At 62.5% G+C, this 19607-nt stretch carries 16 protein-coding genes and 1 pseudogene; 11 read left to right on the top strand and 6 right to left on the bottom strand.

The window, feature by feature from the left end; translation table 11 throughout:
* Nucleotide 1: 1 nt before the first annotated feature.
* Together sdhC and ACX3OW_RS20005 are read right to left on the bottom strand one after the other, a co-directional pair.
* Entirely contained in the window at nucleotides 2–403 is a 402-nt protein-coding gene (sdhC, locus tag ACX3OW_RS20010; protein ID WP_459097560.1) for a succinate dehydrogenase, cytochrome b556 subunit, read from the bottom strand.
* Nucleotides 404–427: 24 nt separating this feature from the next.
* A complete protein-coding gene (locus ACX3OW_RS20005; RefSeq protein ID WP_459097559.1) occupies nucleotides 428–1267 on the bottom strand; it encodes a succinate dehydrogenase iron-sulfur subunit in 840 nt (279 codons plus the stop codon).
* Nucleotides 1268–2012: 745 nt separating this feature from the next.
* Between ACX3OW_RS20005 and ACX3OW_RS20000 the strand changes: the two genes are divergently transcribed.
* The 7 genes from ACX3OW_RS20000 to ACX3OW_RS19970 all read left to right on the top strand — a co-directional run bounded on the left by ACX3OW_RS20000 (nucleotide 2013) and on the right by ACX3OW_RS19970 (nucleotide 14007).
* Complete coding sequence (locus tag ACX3OW_RS20000; protein WP_459097558.1) at nucleotides 2013–2885, top strand: universal stress protein; 873 nt, start codon at nucleotides 2013–2015, stop codon at nucleotides 2883–2885.
* Between the two features lie 90 nt (nucleotides 2886–2975).
* Nucleotides 2976–3731 carry an SDR family oxidoreductase gene (locus ACX3OW_RS19995; RefSeq protein WP_459097557.1) on the top strand — a complete coding sequence of 252 codons (756 nt, stop codon included), beginning with the start codon at nucleotides 2976–2978 and terminating at the stop codon, nucleotides 3729–3731.
* Nucleotides 3732–3752: 21 nt separating this feature from the next.
* The gene (locus ACX3OW_RS19990; protein WP_459097636.1) at nucleotides 3753–12251 is read left to right on the top strand and encodes a GH36-type glycosyl hydrolase domain-containing protein; all 8499 of its coding nucleotides are present in this window, start codon (nucleotides 3753–3755) and stop codon (nucleotides 12249–12251) included.
* A gap of 156 nt (nucleotides 12252–12407) precedes the next feature.
* Nucleotides 12408–12632, top strand: coding sequence for a hypothetical protein (locus ACX3OW_RS19985; protein WP_459097556.1), 225 nt, complete (start codon nucleotides 12408–12410; stop codon nucleotides 12630–12632).
* A gap of 185 nt (nucleotides 12633–12817) precedes the next feature.
* Nucleotides 12818–13135 (top strand): I78 family peptidase inhibitor, encoded by a 318-nt coding sequence (locus ACX3OW_RS19980; protein WP_459097555.1) that lies wholly within the window; start codon nucleotides 12818–12820, stop codon nucleotides 13133–13135.
* A 217-nt stretch (nucleotides 13136–13352) separates the two neighbouring features.
* Nucleotides 13353–13529, top strand: coding sequence for a hypothetical protein (locus ACX3OW_RS19975; RefSeq protein ID WP_459097554.1), 177 nt, complete (start codon nucleotides 13353–13355; stop codon nucleotides 13527–13529).
* Nucleotides 13530–13692: 163 nt separating this feature from the next.
* Nucleotides 13693–14007, top strand: coding sequence for a hypothetical protein (locus ACX3OW_RS19970; RefSeq protein ID WP_459097640.1), 315 nt, complete (start codon nucleotides 13693–13695; stop codon nucleotides 14005–14007).
* Here ACX3OW_RS19970 and ACX3OW_RS19965 read toward each other — a convergent pair.
* Nucleotides 13971–14158, bottom strand: a pseudogene (locus ACX3OW_RS19965) (IS30 family transposase); the annotation flags it as partial. The gene ACX3OW_RS19970 and the pseudogene ACX3OW_RS19965 overlap by 37 nt on opposite strands.
* Before the next feature lie 44 nt (nucleotides 14159–14202).
* Complete coding sequence (gene ligD, locus ACX3OW_RS19960) at nucleotides 14203–14640, bottom strand: non-homologous end-joining DNA ligase LigD (protein WP_459097553.1); 438 nt, start codon at nucleotides 14638–14640, stop codon at nucleotides 14203–14205.
* Nucleotides 14641–14831: 191 nt separating this feature from the next.
* Between ligD and ACX3OW_RS19955 the strand changes: the two genes are divergently transcribed.
* From ACX3OW_RS19955 to ACX3OW_RS19940, 4 genes are all read left to right on the top strand, one after another.
* Nucleotides 14832–15293: a PepSY domain-containing protein gene (locus ACX3OW_RS19955; protein ID WP_459097552.1), complete on the top strand. Its 462-nt coding sequence runs from the start codon at nucleotides 14832–14834 to the stop codon at nucleotides 15291–15293.
* 2 nt (nucleotides 15294–15295) lie between these two features.
* Nucleotides 15296–15958: a response regulator transcription factor gene (locus ACX3OW_RS19950; RefSeq protein WP_459097551.1), complete on the top strand. Its 663-nt coding sequence runs from the start codon at nucleotides 15296–15298 to the stop codon at nucleotides 15956–15958.
* Nucleotides 15955–17319 carry an ATP-binding protein gene (locus ACX3OW_RS19945; RefSeq protein ID WP_459097550.1) on the top strand — a complete coding sequence of 455 codons (1365 nt, stop codon included), beginning with the start codon at nucleotides 15955–15957 and terminating at the stop codon, nucleotides 17317–17319. Before ACX3OW_RS19950 ends, ACX3OW_RS19945 begins: the two co-directional genes overlap by 4 nt.
* A gap of 113 nt (nucleotides 17320–17432) precedes the next feature.
* Nucleotides 17433–17705 carry a hypothetical protein gene (locus ACX3OW_RS19940; protein WP_459097549.1) on the top strand — a complete coding sequence of 91 codons (273 nt, stop codon included), beginning with the start codon at nucleotides 17433–17435 and terminating at the stop codon, nucleotides 17703–17705.
* On the opposite strand, the gene ACX3OW_RS19935 is transcribed toward ACX3OW_RS19940, so the two are convergent.
* Both ACX3OW_RS19935 and ACX3OW_RS19930 read right to left on the bottom strand, forming a co-directional pair.
* A complete protein-coding gene (locus ACX3OW_RS19935; RefSeq protein WP_459097548.1) occupies nucleotides 17689–17892 on the bottom strand; it encodes a hypothetical protein in 204 nt (67 codons plus the stop codon). The two genes, ACX3OW_RS19940 and ACX3OW_RS19935, sit on opposite strands and share 17 nt — an antisense overlap.
* A gap of 191 nt (nucleotides 17893–18083) precedes the next feature.
* Complete coding sequence (locus tag ACX3OW_RS19930; protein WP_459097547.1) at nucleotides 18084–19475, bottom strand: DUF6600 domain-containing protein; 1392 nt, start codon at nucleotides 19473–19475, stop codon at nucleotides 18084–18086.
* Between the last annotated feature and the right edge of the window lie 132 nt (nucleotides 19476–19607).

Below are 19607 nucleotides of genomic sequence, written 5' to 3'. Positions count from 1 at the left end.
TTTATCCTATGAAGAACAAGCCAATGGTCCACGCTGACACAGTGAGCAACACGCTCGCTATGACAACAGCCCACCCTGAAATATAGATCGACCGAAGCTCAAACCCGTGGACAGTGTCCCAGATCAAGTGCCGAATCCCGCCGCAAAGATGCCAGAAGAGAGAGAATGTCCCCCCCAACAATAGTATCTTTCCGGCCCATGAGCCAATGAACGCGTGCATTGCTAAGTAGGCCTGCGGACCGGCCGCCGCGGCAAGTAGCCAGAAAACGAGGCCCACGGAATAAATGCTTAAGACAATGCCAGTGATCCTATTGCCGATCGACAAGACCGAGGTAAGTTCGGGCCTGTAGATCTGGATATTGGGAGAAAGCGGGCGGACCCTTTGGATTCTTTGGTCGGTCATTTTAGACCTTCTTCGTTTTACGAGTCAGATTTTACGCTCGATCAGCATCTTCTTGATCTCGGCAATGGCCTTCCCGGGGTTCAGACCCTTCGGGCACGTCCGAGTGCAATTGAGAATGGTGTGGCATCGATAAAGCCGGAATGGATCTTCGAGACCGTCGAGCCGCTCCCCTTTGGCTTCATCGCGGCTGTCGATCAGCCAGCGATAAGCTTGGAGCAGTACGGCCGGGCCAAGGAAGCGGTCGCCATTCCACCAATGACTTGGACAGCCTGAGGTGCAGCAGAAACACAAAATGCACTCGTAGTAGCCGTCGAGCTTACTGCGCTCTTCAGGAGATTGCAGCCGTTCAATCTGGGGGACCGGTGTCTTAGTCTTAAGCCATGGCTCGATCATCGAATATTGCGCAAAGACATGCGTGAGATCTGGAACCAGGTCCTTGATGATCCTCATATTTGCCAGAGGGTAGATGGTGGCCGGCGAAGCCATATCAGAGATGTATCTCGTGCAGGCGAGCCAGTTCGTACCATTCAGGTTCATGGAGCAAGAACCGCAAACGCCCTCACGGCAGGAGCGGCGAAAGGCAAGCGTTGGGTCGATCTTGTTCTTGATCCAGACGAGAGCGTCCAGAACCATCGGGCCGCAATCGTCGAGATCGACCTCAAACGTATCGATCCTAGGGTTGGCTTCAAAATCAGGATCGTAGCGATAAATCTCGAACGTCTTTACCCGGGTGGCGCCGCTCGGAGCAGCCCATACCTTACCGGTTTCGATGCGCGATTCCCGCGTAACCTTAAAATTCCTGGGCACTGGAAAGCGCCTAAGTAGAGTAACACGAGGCACTTGATCCGAGGACTCAATGATCATTGTTCGTCTGTCCTTTCGACCATTTCGCCCAGGAAAGCCGTGTAATGGCGAGTTTCAAGGGCTTTGGAAGCCGCGGAGACCATGCCTATCGTCAATGTGATTTCCAACGTCACCTATCAGCCCCTTTAGCCATTCCACCTGAACACAACAAACCGTCAACCGGTGGCAGCCGATATGGTTGCACCTCTCCCACCCCAGGCACTACGTCGGATCCCCACTGATTTTTCGGCACCTTTATAAAGCTGGGCTGCGAAGGGTGTCGCCGAAACGAGGCTGCTGATTGACCTGCGTCTCATTTGGCTGGGTGGCGGCAGTTCCAACAGGATTGATCCATCCTTCACGGTATCGATGCCGGGACTTATTCGTCCCCTCGCGGCTCCACTCGCCGACTACATGGTGATCGTCACGACATCGGGAATTATATGCATGCTGGAATACGCTGCGCCGCTCACGCGCAAGCCCCACGACCAACCCTACGTTCGCGGACATGACGGAAGCTAATGCCACGCCGCCAATGCGGGCAGATCCACCGCCAGTGCGACAATCTTACTCCCAGACACGTGCTCTCCTTGCGCGCGAGCAAACGATCCGGCGTGTAATCGTGCTCTAAGTTCTTCGGACACTGCGCCGGCAAATCCGGCGCGGCCGCAACCATATTCGTATCAAAGCAGTTGTTGACCTAAATCAAGACGGTCTGTTCCGATCGACCTATGGTCTTACTGCCATGGCGTCAGGACATCCGGTCATGAAGAGCTTTCAATCCCAAAAACACGAGGCGGCAATGACTTTGCAGGCACTGGTTCCGCTGATTACCTATCCCGATACCGCAGCCGGACAGGTCGGCCAGCTCGCCGTTCATACCGCCAGCCATCTCGGAGCGGATATCCATGCTCTCTCCCTGGAGCCAAGCTTTCGACCGCCCACAAACATGCTGACGGGTCTGGTTATCGATGTGCCGGGAATGGTGCGGGATATCAGGAATGCGTGCCAGGTGCGGGGGACGAGCCTGACCCAGGCGATCGCCGATCTGGCCGCTCCCGCAGGCGTAGGGTTCCGTTCGGGCCGAATCGAACGCATTCCCGAGTCTTTTGGCGACGTGATTGCCGACCAGGCGCGGTACCATGATCTTACGCTGTTCGGCTGGAACGGCGAAGATGCAGCCCGCAGGAGCGTCATCGAGGCTGTGATATTTGGCTCGGGGCGGCCGGTCGTGCTGTTGCCCGAGCGGGTGGAGTTACCCAATTACGGCACCATCGTCATTGCTTGGGATGGCAGCGCGGTTGCTGCTCGTGCCGTGGCTGATGCCGAACATTTCCTGGCCAAGGCGCTGAAAGTCATCGTCGCGACCGTAACCGACGAAAAGCCGCTTGAGGAAGATAAGCTGGCCGAGCGTCTGGCGGAGCATCTTGGGCGGCGCGGTATCCCCGCAGAGGCCCGAGGTATTGTTGGCCACAGCCGGCCAATCGCCCGGACCTTGCAGGATGAAGCGCTAGCGGCGAATGCCGGCTTGTTGGTTATGGGTGCCTATGGCCACTCGCGACTGCGTGACTTCGTGCTGGGCGGCGCGACCAAGGGCATTCTAACCGATCTGCGCGTGCCCACCCTGCTTTCCCATTAAAGTTTGTGAATGTGCGTCGGACCATGGGTTGACTCAGATTGGTGCAATCGTGCGTTCCAATTCGGTGCCTTTTAGGAGAAATCATTGCCAATGCGCATCCAGGATAAGGTCGCCGTTGTCACCGGAGCAGCGTCAGGCATCGGCTTGGCCATTGCCACCCGGTTCATCGCCGAAGGCGCCAAAGTCGTTGGGGCCGACTGGCACGCCGACGCTATTGCAGCGGCAGTCCGGCAGATTGGCGGCCCCATCGTCAGCATCAGCGGCAATGTCGCCGAAGAGGCTGATTGCGTGGCGATGGTCGATCGGGCAGTTTCCGAATTTGGCCGCATCGATATCCTGGTCAATAATGCTGGCGTCATGGATCTGTTTCAATCGGTGGCCGATGTCGACAATGCCACCTGGCGGCGCTGCATGGCGGTCAATGTCGATGGGCCGATGTTCGCCATGCGCAGAGCGGTACCGCTGATGCTGGAACAGGGCGGCGGCTCGATCGTCAACATCGCCTCGGCCGCCGCAATTGGTGGTGGCGCCGCGGGTGCGGCTTACACGGCGTCCAAGCACGCGCTTGTCGGGCTGACCAAAAGTACGGCCTACCAATATGCTAAGCTGGGTCTGCGCTGTAACGCGCTGGCGGTCGGTGGGGTCAGTACCAACATCATGGATAGTGTCAAGGACAGTGCACTCGACCAAGCCGCGCTGGGCCGGATTGACGCGTATCACGCCAGCAATCCCGGCATGCTTGAGCCGATTGATATCGCCAATGCGGTGTTGTTTCTCGCCTCCGATGAGGCGCGGCATCTCAATGGCGCTGTGCTGCCGGTGGATATGGGCTGGAGCGCGGCCTGAGAACGGCAAGGGCCGATGCTTATGATTTCGCCCCTGCGCCGCGCCTTTGGATATCCCCGATCATCTCTGGTCTGGAGCGATACAGCACCGGTGCGGGAGGAACTATTCGGGGTCGAACGGCTTGAACAACATGCCGAAAGCCTGGCCGCCGCACAGCCGGTCACCAATGCGCCGCCGCGCGTGCTGTCGCTGCATGCGCGTCTCACCGACAATGCAGCGGTGCTGCTCGCCGCCTACCGCGCCAGTGCGGCCGAACTGGAGAGGGGCCGCGACGTGGTGCCCGCTGCTGAATGGGTACTCGACAATTATCACCTGATCGAAGAACAGATCCGCGAAATCCGGGATGACCTGCCGCCCGGCTATTATCGCCAATTGCCCAAGCTCGCCGAGGGACCGTTTGCCGGCTATCCGCGCGTCTTCGGGCTGGCTTGGGCGTTCGTCGCCCACACCGACAGCCATTTCGATCCCGAAACCCTGGTTCGCTTCATTGCGGCTTACCAGCGGGTGCAGCCGCTGACCATTGGTGAGCTGTGGGCCGTGGCCATCACCCTGCGCATTGTTCTCATCGAAAACCTCCGTCGCCTGGCCGACCAGATGAGCATCGGGCGGATCAAGCGCGCCGACGCCGATGAGTTGGCTAATCGACTGCTGACGTCTGGCAATGCCCGATCTGCATTGGACAACGACATCGCCCTGCGCTCGTCGGCACCGCTCTCCGAAGTGTTTGCCGCCCAGTTGGCCAAGCGCTTGCGCGACCGCGACCCGAGGACCACCCCTGCCCTGGGCTGGCTGGAAGAACGGCTAGGCTTGCAGGGCACCTCGGTTGAAACCGTGGTGCAGCACGCCCAGCAGCGCCAAGGCACCTCCAATGTCAGTGTGCGCAATGTCATCACCAGCATGCGGCTGATCTCCGATATCGACTGGGCGGATCTGTTCGAAAGCGTCAGTCTGGTCGACGCCCGGCTGCGCGCGGGCAGCGCGTTCGGCGAGATGGATTTTGCCACCCGCAATCTTTACCGCAGCGCCATCGAGCAACTCGCCCGCGGCTCGGCATTCACCGAACTCGACGTCGCCGACGAGGCGCTAAAAGCGGCGTTGGAGGAGCCCGACGCTGTCGATGCCGAGCGCACCACCGACCCGGGCTATTACTTGATCGCCGAAGGCCGGCCGGCGCTCGAATGCACGATTGCGTTTCGCGCCCCGCCCCGGCTGCTGATCAGCCGGTTCAATGTCCGACTGGGCATTGGCGGCTATATCGGCGCCATTCTTTTGGTCACCGCACTGTTGCTGGCGCTGTCGCTCTGGGCGCTGGCAGTGATTGGCGGGACGGCGGGATGGCTGATAGCCTTTGCGATCCTGGTGTTCCTGCCGATGACCGAGGTCGCCACTGCGCTGATCAACCGCGGCGTCACCTGGAGTTTTGGGGCGACGGTGCTGCCGGGGCTGGAGCTGACCGAGGGGATCCCCCAGTCACTGCGCACGCTGGTCGCCGTGCCGACCCTGTTGACCGATGAAGCCGACCTGCTCGAGCAGGTCGAGCGGTTGGAGGTGCACCATCTGGCTGGCGCCGGCGGCGATCTGGTGTTCGCGCTATTGCCGGACGGCATGGATGCCGACCAGGAAATCGTCGACGGCGATGCTGCCTTACTGGCTGTGGCGGCTGCTGCTATCGACAAGCTGAACCAGCGTTATGGCCCCGCCCCCGCCGGAGATCGCTTTATCCTGCTGCATCGGCGGCGGGTGTTTAATGCCAATGAAGACAAATGGATGGGCTGGGAGCGCAAGCGCGGCAAGTTGCACGAACTCAACCGGCTGCTCCGCGGGGCGACCGACACGACCTTCGCGCCGATTGCCGGCATTGCGCCCCATGTTCCGAGCGATGTGCGCTACGTCATCACTCTGGACGCCGATACGCGGTTGCCGCGTGAGGCTGCGCTGCGGCTGATCGGCAAGATGGCGCACCCGCTCAATCGCCCGCAATTCGACATAGCCGAGAAACGCGTGATCAAAGGCTACGGCATCCTGCAGCCGCGCGTCACCCCGTCGCTACCTCAAGGCAATGAAGGTTCGCTTTATCAGCGGGCCTTCTCGGGGCCCGGCGGCATGGATCCCTATGCGGCGGCGGTTTCGGATGTCTATCAGGATCTCTTCGGCGAGGGCTCCTATACCGGCAAGGGCATCTATGACGTTGACGCCTTCGAGGCAGCGCTGGAGGGGCGCGTCCCGGAAAACGCCCTGCTGAGCCACGATTTGTTCGAGGGGATTTTTGCACGGGCGGGCCTCGCCTCCGATATCGAAGTGGTCGAAGGGGCGCCCTCGCGCTACGACGTTGCGGGCAAGCGGCAGCATCGCTGGACCCGCGGCGACTGGCAATTGCTGCCCTGGTTGTTCAAACGACAGTCCGGCGTCCACGGGGTTCCCGCGGTCGGGCGTGGAAAGATGCTCGACAATCTGCGCCGCTCCCTGTTGGCACCGCTTGCCCTGATGGGCCTGGGGCTGAGCTGGCTGTTGCCGGTGTGGCCGGGCGTTCTCGGCGTGCTCATCGTTCTCGGCACCATGGCGCTGCCGGCGTTTCTACCCTCCCTATTGTCGGTGCTGCATCGCCGTACCGGCGTCCGGCTGCGCGACCATTTCGGCGCGGTGGCTGCGGATCTGCGCCTCGCGGCCACACAGACATTTCTCGCCATCGCTTTCCTGCCCGATCAGGCGTGGCGCATGGGGGACGCCATCGTCCGCACGCTGACACGGCTGTTCGTCACCCGCCGGCACTTGCTGGAATGGACCACCGCGGCCCAATCGATGGGCAGTCCGCGGCTGAACCTGCTCGGCTTCTACCGGACAATGGCGCCCGGTACGGTGCTGGGTTTCGTCATCTGCGCCAGCGCTGTGGCGATTGCGCCCGCGTCCTGGCCACTGGTGTTGCCGTTTGCCCTGCTCTGGCTTTTAGCGCCGGCGCTGGCGCTCTGGGCCAGCCGTGCGCCCACTCTGCCCAAGCGTCTGGTTCTGTCCGGGACAGACGCCGACCAATTGCGCCTGATCGCACGCCGCACCTGGCGGTTCTTTGAGACTTTCGTCACGCCAGCCGATCACATGCTGCCGCCGGACAACTTCCAGGAAGACCCGCGGCCTGCCATTGCTCACCGAACCTCTCCCACCAATATCGGGCTCTATCTGCTCTCGACCGTTGCGGCCCGGGATTTTGGCTGGGCTGGAACCACCGAAACTATCGAGCGCCTCGAGGCGACATTTGCCTCGATCCGTCGGCTGACCAAGTTCCGCGGCCATCTGTTCAACTGGTACGACACCCAGGATTTGCGGTCGCTCGACCCGATCTATGTGTCATCCGTCGATAGCGGCAATCTGGCCGGGCACCTGATCGCCCTGGCCAATGCCTGCGAAGAGTGGATTTTGGCGCCATTGGCTTTCGATAGCCGGGCTGGCTTGGCCGATACACTGCAACTGGCGCGTGTGGCACTTGCAGACTTGCCCGCGGCACAGGGCGAGGCTGGGCTAAAGCTGGCGACAGCCTTTGATGAGATAGAAGCCGAACTCAACGCCACCCGCACCACCGATGCGTTGTCGCCCACACTCAGGCGAATGGCCGAAAAGGCCGCCAAGGCGGCGCAGGACCTCATCCCGCTGGTGGGGCATGACAGCTCGCTCGATCTGGTGTTCTGGTGCGAGGCATTGCGGCGAACGGCGTTTGAGCATGAGCGCGACCTGTTGCAAGCGGGCGCCCCGGCGACCGCCTTGGCCGATCGCCTGCAGGGGCTGGCCGATGCGGCGCGCGAGATGGCGCTGGCCATGGACTTTGCCTGGCTGCTCGATCCGGACCGAAAATTGCTGTCGATCGGCTATTCGCTGGTCGATAACAGCCTCGATCCCAGCTGCTACGATCTGCTGGCGTCTGAAGCCCGATTGGCGAGCCTCTTCGCCGTGGCCAAGGGCGATATCACCACCCAGCATTGGTTCCGCCTGGGTCGGGCGGCTACCCCGCTGGGCAATGGCTCGGCGCTGATCTCCTGGTCCGGCTCGATGTTCGAATATCTGATGCCGTCACTGGTGATGCGCGAGCCGGTGGGGAGCCTGCTCGAAGAAACCAGCCGCCTCGTGGTCGAACGCCAGCAGGCCTATGGGCGCTCGCTGGGGGTGCCATGGGGCATTTCGGAGTCCGCCTACAATGCCCGTGACATGGAATTCACCTACCAATATTCCAATTTCGGCGTGCCCGGCCTCGGCCTCAAGCGCGGCCTGTCCGACAATGCGGTGATTGCGCCCTATGCGACCGGCTTGGCCACCATGGTCGATCCGCATGACGCGCTGCGCAACTATCGGCGCCTCGCCGAGATGGGTGCCAACGGTCGCTATGGCTTCTTTGAAGCCCTGGACTTCACCCGCTCGCGCGTTCCGGAAAACAAGGACGTAGCCATCGTCCGCAACTTCATGGCCCACCACCAGGGCATGACCATCGTGGCGATCGCCAACACGCTGCTGGATGGCCAGATGCGCGACCGCTTCCACCGCGAGCCGATGATCCGGGCCAGCGAATTGCTGCTGCAGGAACGCGTGCCGCGCGACATCGTCACCACCCATCCGCGCGCCGAGGAGGTCAAAGCCTCACCGGCAGAGGCCATCGGGGAGGCCCCCGCCGTGCGCCGCCTGCACGCGCCATCGGGCGGCCAGCCCATCACGCACTTGCTCTCGAACGGGCGCTATGCGGTGATGCTCACCGCCGCCGGTTCGGGCTATAGCCGCTGGCGCGATATCGCCATTACCCGGTGGCGCGAAGACGCGACCCGTGACGACTGGGGCTCCTTCATCATTCTCCGCGATGTGCAGAGCGGCAATGTGTGGTCCGCCGGCGCGCAGCCGGTCAAGAATGATGCCGATCATGACGAGATCATCTTCGGCGAAGATCATGCCGAGTTCACGCGCCGCTATGGCGCTCTGACCACGGCGATGGATGTGCTGGTTTCGGGCGAGGATGATGGCGAAGTCCGCCGTGTCACGCTGACCAATACCGGCCGGCGCGCCCGCGAAATCGAGCTGACCTCCTACGCCGAAGTCGTGCTCACCACCCCGGCGACTGACAATGCCCATCCCGCCTTCGCCAAGATGTTCGTGCAGACCGAGCATCTGGCCGAGTTCGACGCCATCATTGCCACCCGCCGCCCCCGCTCCGCGACCGAGCCGGAAGTCTGGGCCGCCCATTTCGCGGTGGTGGAAGGCGAACTGGCGGCCGACCCACAATACGAAACCGATCGAGCGCGCTTCATCGGTAAGGCCGGTGCGCTCGGTGATGCGGCCGTGCTCCGAACGGGTGAGCCGCTCTCGAATACGGTCGGCACGGTTCTGGACCCGATCTTCTCGCTGCGCCGCCGCCTGCGGGTGGTGCCTGGTAAGGTCTCGCGCGTGGCCTTCTGGACCATCGTCGCCGCCTCGCGTGCCGAGCTGCTGGATTTGCTCGATAAGCACCATGACCGCAGCGCCTTCGAGCGCGCCAAAACCCTGGCCTGGACCCAGGCGCAGGTGCAGTTGCGTCACCTGGATGTCGAGGCACTGGAGGCCGCCGACTTCCAGCGCCTGGCCGCGCCGATCCTTTATGCCGACCGCCGCTTCCGCCCACCCTCGGATTTGATCAGCAAGGGCGCCGGTTCCCAGTCGGGCCTCTGGCCGCTGTCCATATCCGGCGACCTGCCCATCGTGCTGCTGCGCATCGAGGATCTCCAGGACATCGCCCAGGTTCGCCAATTGTTGCGGGCCCAGGAATACTGGCGGATGAAGCGGCTCGGCGTCGATCTCGTCATCATCAACGAGCGCGGCTCGTCCTATGTGCAGGATCTGCAGATTGCCATTGAGACCGCAGTCCGCAGCAGCCAGCTGCGGCCGAGTTTCGGCGAGCCGCTCGGGCAAGGCGCTGTCTACACATTGCGCGCCGACCTGATGAGCGTCGAAGCACGCGCCCTGCTCCGGTCGGTGGCCAGAGTGGTTCTCAACGCGCATCACGGCTCGATCGCCAACCAGCTCGACCTGGTGCAAGCAGCGGCAGCCCCGCCCCTGTTGGTGCGCGGACATCGGATTGGTGAGCCTGTCATCCTGCCGGCACCAGCGCTGGAGTTCTTCAACGGCCTGGGCGGCTTCGACAAGGACGGCACCGAGTATGTGACTGTCCTCAACACCGGCCAGAACACCCCAGCCCCATGGATCAACGTCATTGCCAATCCTGATTTCGGCTTCCAGGTTTCCACCGAAGGCAGCGGCTATAGCTGGGCTGAAAACAGCCGCGAAAACCAGCTGACGCAATGGTCCAACGATCCCGTCACCGATCCGACCGGCGAAGCGTTCTACATCCGCGACGAAGTCAGAGGTGACCTCTGGAGCCCGACGGCCCAGCCGATCCGCGACGGCGGCACCTATATATCCCGCCACGGCTTTGGCTATAGCCGCTTCGAGCACACGGCCAACGGCATCGCGAGCGATCTGCTGCAATATGTGCCGCTGGCTGATCCAATCAAGATTTCGCGCCTCACCCTCACCAACCAATCGGGCCGGGCCCGACGCCTGTCGCTCACCAGCTACGCCGAATGGGTGCTTGGGACGTCGCGCGGCGCCTCGGCGCCGTTCATTGCGACGGACGTCGATGCAGCTACAGGGGCCATCCTCGCCCACAATCCCTGGAGCCCTGCATTTTCCGGCCGGATCGCCTTCATGGACCTCGGTGGTCACCAGACCGGTTGGACGGCTGACCGCACCGAGTTCATCGGCCGTCATGGCAGCCTGGCTGCACCTACCGCGCTGCTGGGACGCTCTCCTTTGTCGGGCGGCAGCGGCGCCGGGCTGGATCCCTGCGCCGCGTTACAGCGGGTCATTGAACTCGGCGTCGGCGAAACCATCGAGATCGTCGCATTCCTTGGCCAGGGCAGTTCGCTCGAGGCTGTCCAGACCCTGATCGCCCGCTACCGCGGCGCGGACCTTGATAAGGTTCTGGCCGAGGTCACAACCCATTGGCGCGAGCTGCTCGGCGCCATCCAAGTCAAGACGCCGGATCGCGCCATGGACATCATGCTCAATGGCTGGCTGCTCTATCAGACCTTGGCCTGCCGGGTCTGGGCCCGCTCGGCCTTCTATCAAGCCAGCGGCGCCTATGGCTTCCGCGACCAGTTGCAGGACGGCATGGCGCTGACTTTTGCGCGCCCCGACGAAACCCGGCACCATCTGCTTCGCGCGGCCGCCCGCCAGTTCCCCGAAGGTGACGTCCAGCATTGGTGGCTGCCGCAATCGGGCCAAGGGGTTCGCACGCGGATTTCTGACGACCGCGTCTGGCTCGCCTTTGCTACCGCGACCTATGTCGCCGCGGCAAACGACATCGCCGTCCTCGACGAAAACCTGCCCTTCCTTGAAGGCCCGCGCTTACGCCCAGAGGAACACGATGCATTCTTCCAGCCGATGGTTGCGGAAGAATCCGCGACCCTGTTCGAGCATTGTGCGCGCGGGCTGGACCAGTGCCTCGAGCTGACCGGCGAACATGGCCTGCCATTGATGGGCACCGGCGATTGGAACGACGGCATGAGCCGGGTCGGCGAAGGCGGCAAGGGCGAGAGCGTCTGGCTCGCCTGGCTGCTCATCCGCACCATCACGCTGTTTTTGCCCCTGGCCGAAGCTCGCGCCCCTGAGCGCGCACAACGTTGGCGCACCCATATGGCTCGCGTGAAGGCAGCGATTGAACGCCATGCCTGGGACGGCGAATGGTATCGCCGCGCCACCTTTGACGATGGTACCTGGCTCGGTTCAAAACTGAGCGACGAATGCCAGATCGACTCCATCGCCCAATCCTGGGCTGTATTGTCCGGCGCCGCCGATCCATCGCGGGCTGCGACCGGCATGGCATCCCTGCAACGGCATCTGATCCGCCGCGACGATGGCCTGGCCCTGCTCTTCACACCACCCTTCGACAAGACCCCGCATGATCCAGGCTACATCAAGGGCTATCCGCCGGGTCTGCGCGAGAACGGCGGACAGTATAGCCACGCTGCGATGTGGGCGATCATGGCCTTTGCCAAACTCGGTCAGGGCGACGAGGCTCACGATCTGTTCGGGCTGCTCAATCCCATCAATCATGCGCACACGCCCGAGCAGGTGGACCGCTACAAGGTCGAACCCTATGTGATCGCTGCCGACGTCTATTCGGTCGCCCCGCATGTCGGCCGTGGCGGTTGGACCTGGTACACCGGATCGGCTGGCTGGATGCATCGCGCCGGCATTGAAGCGATCCTGGGCATTCGCCGCGAAGGCCAAATCCTAGTGATCGCCCCCTGCATCCCGACCACATGGACTGACTTCGAAGCCAGCGTAAAACTCGGCACCACGCGATACGATATCCGCGTCAAAAACGCTGATCACGGCAGCCCCGACACCCGCCAGGTCACCCTCGACGGCGCCGTCCTACCCCCATCCATCGGCGATCTACGCCTGCCCCTCGATGGGAACAGCCACGTCCTGACGATCCATTTGGGAGTTTGAGAAAGGCCTGCTGGCAGTTTTGTGGGCCTGCTCGTTACCACGCGGGCAGGTTTTTCATTTGGTGTGGTTCAAATTTCAATCAATGTGGCCAGCTGACATTGTCTTCTCAGACACCATTGAGGCGCACTACGGGGTGGGGGCTCCCGGAGCGTGATGATGAAGCCGACTACCCTGCCCCACCCGCTTTACGTGCGGGCCAGAGACCACCTCGAGCAGGCCATGGCAGTTCTGTCGCGTGACCCCAACGCGGCACCTCTGCTCGCCCTGATCGACGAAGCGGTCGACCTCGCCATCGAGCTGGCGCATCTCCCGCCGACAGACGAGACTATCTTGCACCTAAGCCCCGCCGACGAGGTTCGAGATAAACCCGATGGGGAATAAGATCCTAGGCATGCCTGCCGCAGGTTGAAATGATGGGAGAACTAAGAAGGACGTTCGCCGTTTTCGGAAAGCGTATCTGGATTGCCATCGTCGGAGGACGTCACAAACGAGCCGCCGCAAAGTCGTTGCATTTCAAAATAGCCAAACCGCGCTGTGATGGTGCGGCTAGCTAGAAGGAGCCACCAATGACACTGCACTTTATTCCGGGCGTTGCTGCCCTCGCCGCCGCTCTCATTCTCACCGGGTGCACGAACATGGCCCCGCCTGCGGCACAGCTTCCGCCGCCGTCCGATTGTGGGGCGTCTCTGCGTCAGGACAAGGCCGGCCAACCGGTCACGGGATCGACCGCAGCCGACGTCCAGATAGGTGGCGTAGCGGTCCAATCCAAAGGTGAGGTGCGCGTCATCGCGCCTGGTCAGGCCGTGATTCAGAACTACCTTGAAGAGCGCCTAAACCTCGAAACCGACGCTGCCGGAAATCTTGTTCGGGCCACCTGCGGGTAATTCCCAGCTATGATGACCTCGGCAGGACGACCAACGCGATCTTGCGGATGGCGGCTTCGATCCTGTGCTGTGGTCTTTCGCGTGAAAGCCAATACCTGATCAGAAATCCTATCATTATGGCTCCTGGAGAATTCTGCGCTGGTCATAACCTCGACCGGAACAGTTTCCGCTCTCCGGTCGTTGGCACAGGGAGACTCGAGCAGAGACGGAGGCTGACATGATGATGATCAGAGAAAAACGCAGGGCAGCACTGATGCTGAAATCTGCGCTCGTTCTAGCCGCGGCCGTGATCCTGGTCACTCCGAAGGAAGTTGATATTCCAGACCTGGGTTCGTTCCCACTTATCACTCCGGCTTTTGCTGAGGATGCGGCTGTTCATCTGTCTATGCAGTGACAATCGTGTCGTGCGGCACCGCCACCCCCAGGCAGATAGCGGGGCAAGAGCTCGAGCTTCCACAACAGATATTATGCGAATCCAAATGGAGTGCGCTTTCCCTGCCGGCGACGGCCGCTCTGCTGTCACCTAGCTAATGTGTGCGCCGACCGGGGGGCGACACATGTTCGGATTTGGCGACGGCAAGATCAATGCGGAGGAGTACGTCCGCACGATCGCCGAACGGTCCGACGCCATCTACGGACAGCCCGTCCACCACGTCCCGCAATGTCTCGTCGACATGGAAATGGTCTCCGCCGACCTGCAGGCCTTCCTCATTCACGACAGCACGAACCTCGCCTTCAGCGCCGGCATCGCTGCCGAACAGTTGCAGGACGCCCGAAGACCGGAGAGAAGTTCGACAAGACGGTGTTCAAGGTCATGGACCGCGTCAACGACCCGGAGCTCTTTGCCGCGGTCCCAGGTCAGCGATCGATAGAGTTCGCCGGGTAATTTCTGTGACTGCTTGATCAGGGCGGAGACGACGCTTTCAGTATCTTTTTGGCGACCTTGATCAGCATCACATAGCGCGGGTGACGCTCGACCACCATCGACCTGGCTCGTATCGAAGGACCAGCGACTAGCGTGCCAATCTTGAACTTGATCAGATCGCAGCCTCTCAGTTTGCTGTCGATCACGAGGTCAAACAGGCTCGATCCTGCATTCGCTGCTCCCGGTCGAGGAAGAAGCGGATCGCCCATATCTGCCGGACCTTCAACGGTCGTTTGGCGCCGACTTGCTTGCCGACATTCCACGCCGGGCGTCCCGCTGCGGCGGGATCATACTGTGAGGCACCCATCTTAATTATCCATTCGGCCGCAAGTGGCCGAATGGATAGAAGAGGAGTCGCAGGTGTGCCGCCGGCGCGAGTCGACCAAGGGCAGATGGTAGTGCTGCCTTGGCCGTTTCGGAGGTAATCAAGGAACACGTGGTCTTTGCGGCGGACCTTGGACATGTTGCCGACGAAGCGATCCGGCTCAGTTCTCGCCAGCAGCTCGGCAAAGTGTGGCAGAACGTTTTCACCTAGTCCCAGTCGGCTTCCCGCTAGCCTGAGAACGTTCGATGAATTCATCGCATAGAGGCGGACGGCATCGACAACGCGGGGGCGGTGTGTTGTCGATGCCGGTCACCCTGTACTGACGATCGGGAAGCGGCATGGGATCTCGGGCGTCAAGGAGGGAAGGTAGCAGACGGCCACTGATGGAACCGTGACGGTGGTTGTCAGCGTTTTGTCAGCCTAAAGCGTCTATTGCAGTAGCTATCATGAATTCGAACGTCGCCTTCGCATTGGTGCTTGCTGTCGCATTGTCCGTCTCGCCGCCCGGTTGGGCTCAGGGACAGGGCAATGGCAATGGCAATGCGAATGTAAATGCGGGCTTGACTGCGGGCGCAGGCCTGGCCACGAACGGAAATCAGGGTGGACCCGCTAACGGGGCCGCCAACGGTGTTGGGCAGGGCGGCGCGCCGGTGACCGCTGGCCAAGGCGGCGGTGCCATTGAGGAGCTGTCCGAAAGCGAGGTGCTGGCCGCGGTGGAGGCCAGGCGGGCGGTGTCGCTGTCGACGATCCTGCCCGACATACGGACGCGAACCGGAGGCGAGGTGATCAATGCGCAATTGCAGCAGGCAGGGAAATTCCTGCTCTATGCGGTCACGGTCCTGACTCCGACCGGCAAAGTGGCCACCGAATATTACTATGCCCGCTCGGGCCTGCATGTAGGGAATTAGCGATGCGGGTGCTGATAGCGGAGGATGACGACAGGATCGCCGAGACCCTCACCACCGCGCTGCGCAAGGCGGGGTTCGGAGTGGAGCGCGAACGCGATGGCGAGGTAGCGTGGTTTCGCGGCGATACCGAGGCCTATGACGCCATCGTGCTGGACCTTGGCCTGCCGCAGATCGATGGCCTCACCATCCTCAGGCGCTGGCGCAAGGCGGGCCGGCTGACGCCGGTACTCATCCTGACGGCAAGGGGCCAGTGGGAGGAGCGCGTCGATGGCATCGAGGCGGGCGCCGACGACTATGTCGTCAAGCCCTTTCATGTCCAGGAAATCGTGGCGCGGCTGCGCGCCCTGGTGCGCCGGGCCAATGGCTTGGCATCGTCGCGCGTCGCCTTCGGCAAGTATTTGCTGGACCTGCGGACCATGGAAGTGACGGCCGATGGCGTGCCCATGGAACTGACGCCGCAGGAGTTCAAGCTGGTTTCCTACCTGGTGCATCGGCGCGGGCATGTCATCTCGCAGCTGGAAATCACCGAGCATATCTACAACCAGGACTATGAGCGGGATTCCAACGCGGTGGAGGTTCTCGTCGCCCGGGTGCGCAAGCGGCTGGGGGCGGATGTCATCAAGACCAGGCGTGGCTTCGGATACGCGCTGGGTGATGGATTTTGACCCTCCATTCGCTCCGTCTGCGCATGATGGGGCTGGCCGTCATCTGGGTCGCGGTGTCGCTGATCGCCGCAGGGCTGGCCCTGCAATATCTGTTCAGCGTCAATGTCGAGCGTTCCAGCCGCGAGGATATGGAGGCCGCCCTGACCCGGCTCGCGGCCGTCATCGTGCCGTCGACCGAGGTTCCGAGCCTCCGTACGCCGCTGCCCGACCCCAGATACGCGACCCCGTTCGGCGGCCGCTATTGGCAGATCGAGGCACTCGATACCGGCCAGGTCGCGCGCTCCCGCTCGCTGTGGGATTTTGTCATCAATGCACCGGGTGCGGACGATGTCGTCCACCATGAGGCTGGGCCGGATGGCCGGCACCTGATCCTGCTGACGCGCCTGTTCGAAATCGAGAACGGCGCGGGCACGCGGCCCTTCCTGGTCACGGTGGGACAGGACCATGACCCTATTCACCAGGCGACGCAGCAGTTCAGCCGGGACGCTGCGCAGGTGCTGCTGCTGCTGGGCGGCCTGATCATGCTGGCGGCCTGGCTGCAGATCAAGCTGGGCCTGTCGCCGATCAGCCGGGTCAAACGCGCCATCGAGGCGGTGCGGGGCGGCGATGTGGAGCGGCTTGAAGGTGCGTTTCCCACCGAGCTCGGGCCGTTGGTGCAGGAGGTGAATGGCCTGCTCGATGCGCGCGAGGTGATGATGGAACGGGCCCGATCCCGGGCGGCCGACCTGGCCCATGGGCTCAAGACGCCGCTGGCCGCGGTGCATGGCATAGCCGAACGGCTGCGCGACACGGGCAACGAGGCGGAGGCCAACCTGCTGCAGGATCTCAGCTTCGAAATGTCGGAGCGGGTGGACTATCAGATGCGGCTGGCGGCGTTGCGGGTGCGCACCACCGCCCATTCGACGCGCTCGTCGCTGAATACTGCCGTTATCCGGACTCTTACCGTGCTCAAGAAGACCGGGCGAGGGGAAAGCCTGCACTGGATCGCCGAGCTGGCGGACGATTGCTGGGTCGACGTGCACCGGCAGGACCTGATGGAACTGGTGGGCATCACGCTGGAGAATGCCGCCAAATGGGCATCGAGCCGGATCGTCATCCGCAGCATGTGCGACACCGGCAATGCCGTGCTGGAAATCTGCGACGACGGCCCGGGCATTCCCGAGGAACAACTGAAACTGCTGGGCACCAGGGGCCTGCGTCTCGATCAGACGCTGCCCGGTTCGGGGCTGGGGCTGGCCATTGCCGCCGATATCCTGGAGATGAACCAGGGCAGGATGAGCTTCAGCCGCGCCCAGGTGGGCGGGTTGATCGTGACCATTGCCCTGCCGCTGGTTAAACCCGGCGCCGCGGCGGAGCCCTAAATGCCCAGTCATGGCCGGGCTCGATGCTGGTTCCGGCGTCCTCGCCCTGCAGCGTGCCGGCAATGAGACCCGCTGCCGCCAGGCATGACGCGAGGATAAAGCCGGTAACGAGAATGAGCGTGATCATTTCTTCCATCCCATGGTTGTGCGTGGAGAAGATCGCCCGGCTGGCTGGTCTACCAACCGGCCGGGCGCAAGAAGAGGAGAGCTACTGCGCCGCCATGGGTGAGGGCAGGAAGCTCGTCAGAGCCTGGATGCCACCGATATCCGTCTGCGGCGTGAACAGCAAAACGGCAAGCGTCACTAGCATGGCGATCCTGGCGAATGCAGCGCGCTTCTGGCGTGAGCGAGTGGCCAACATCATCGAACTTACTCGGTCACGGTGACGTTGGGGAGGTCGACATTGACCGAGTCCCCATTGCTCGAAATGCCGCCATTGACCAGCCAGAGGATGAGCAGCACGGCGATTACCGCGGCGATGATGACTCCAATAATGCCAAAGGGGTTGCCGCCGCCGACCACCACGGTTTCGTCAGGGCGTCGTTCTACGACGGTTTCTCGTTCGATGGGCATGTGAGCCTCCATTGCTTGGTTGAGAAGTCAATGCCCAGGCCGCTCATAAGGTTCCTAAGCTATTGATCTATCACATTAAAATTCGCCACTGGCGGTTGTCAGGAATTTGTAAGGTGGGTGCCTGAGCAGCCATGGCGTGAGCGCGAAAAAGGGCGGTTCGAAAGCCGCCCTTGGTCCGTTTTGTTGCGCTACTACTGGGCAGGTTGCGCAGGTTGCCCGGGCAATAAGGGGCACTTGCCATCCACCATGAGTTCGACCGGGCAGAGCGGCTTCTTAGGCGTCGTTGCCTCGCCCGGTTCGACAGCTTCGGCATCCGCCGGCGCATCGGCCGGAGCCGCCTCTGGCTCGGGTGCAGGAGCAGCCTCGGGAGCAGCTTCGGCGGGCGCCGCATCTGCGGGTGCAGCGTCCGGTGCCGGCGCCACGTCGGTCGGAGCAGCTGGGTCGGCAGCGGCAGGCTGCTGGTCCTCACCGGGGAGGGGCGGGCATTTGCCGTCGACCATCGTTTCGGGCGGACACAGAAGCTCGTCGCCAGCGGCGGGAGTAGTTTCGTCCGTCGCGGCCGGCTGATCCGCCGGGGCTGCGGAATCGGGCTGGGCCGAAGGCTCGGCGGGGGCTACCTCGCCCTCGGCGGCCGGCTCAGCCGGAGCTGCCGGGTTCGCGGCGGGCTGATCGGCAGCCGGTTGCTCGGCGCCCGATTCGGGCGCTGCGTCCGGGCTGGCGGGCTCGTCTTTGGCCGGAGCTACAGCAGCCTCGGTTCCGGCTCCTGTCTCTTCCGGCAGATCAGCGGTGGCACCGGCGGTGCCGCCCTCGGTCTCGATCGTGGCGGCCGCGTCGGCCCCTTCGACGGCTTCAGGCGGGGCGGCTTCTTCCGTGGGTTCGGTGATGTCCTGATCGAAGATGGCAATCGCCTGGGCGTCGATGTCCACCGATTGGGCTGCAGGATCCTCCGCCTCCTGCGGTTGATAGATGATGACTTCCTGGTTGATGGTCTGCTCGATATAGGTGATGTCGATCACGTTATTGATCACCAGGTCGCCCTCGACAACGACGGGACCGAGGAACTGGGTCTGGGCATAATAGTCCGGCTGCTGGCTGCCGAGGACGATGTTGATCGCCAGGTCGGGCACGACGAACTGTTTGGTGGGCACATAAACCCAGTAGCCCTCGGGCAGCTCGAGGCGCGATATTTCAAGCGATACGGCGAATCCATCGCCTTCCGGCGGCAGGGGCGCCCAACCGACAATGGTGTCACTGCGGCGCCAGCTGACCCAAGCCGGAGCCCATTTTGTCCCCGGCACCCAGCACCAGCCGAGTTCCTGGTCGGCGAACCAGCGGCCATAGTGATAGGTCGCCCATGCGAAGGGTTCGTCCGAGGCGAAGTACCAGCCCCGGTTTTCGACATAGAGCCAGCGGCCATGGCTATAGGGACGCCAAGTGGTATCGACGCCAGTGGGGCAGAACACGTAATTATACCGGGCATGGCGGACCCAGACGCCATGCGGCTCGAGCTGGTCGAAGAACAGCTGGAAGCTGACGCTGACGGACTGGGCCTGGGCCTGGGCGGTCGTGACGCCAAGCGGCATCGCGGGCGACAATGACGTTAGAGGAAGGTAAAGCGTTGCGAGCGCGACGCCCGCTAGAAGTCGGGACTTTAACATGGGAACCTCATTGGTTATCGCCCCCGGCAAAACGACGGCCGCCAGGCAGGATCAGTC

The organism is Devosia sp. A449, assembly GCF_054489375.1.
This window is presented reverse-complemented; position numbering and strand designations above follow the sequence as displayed.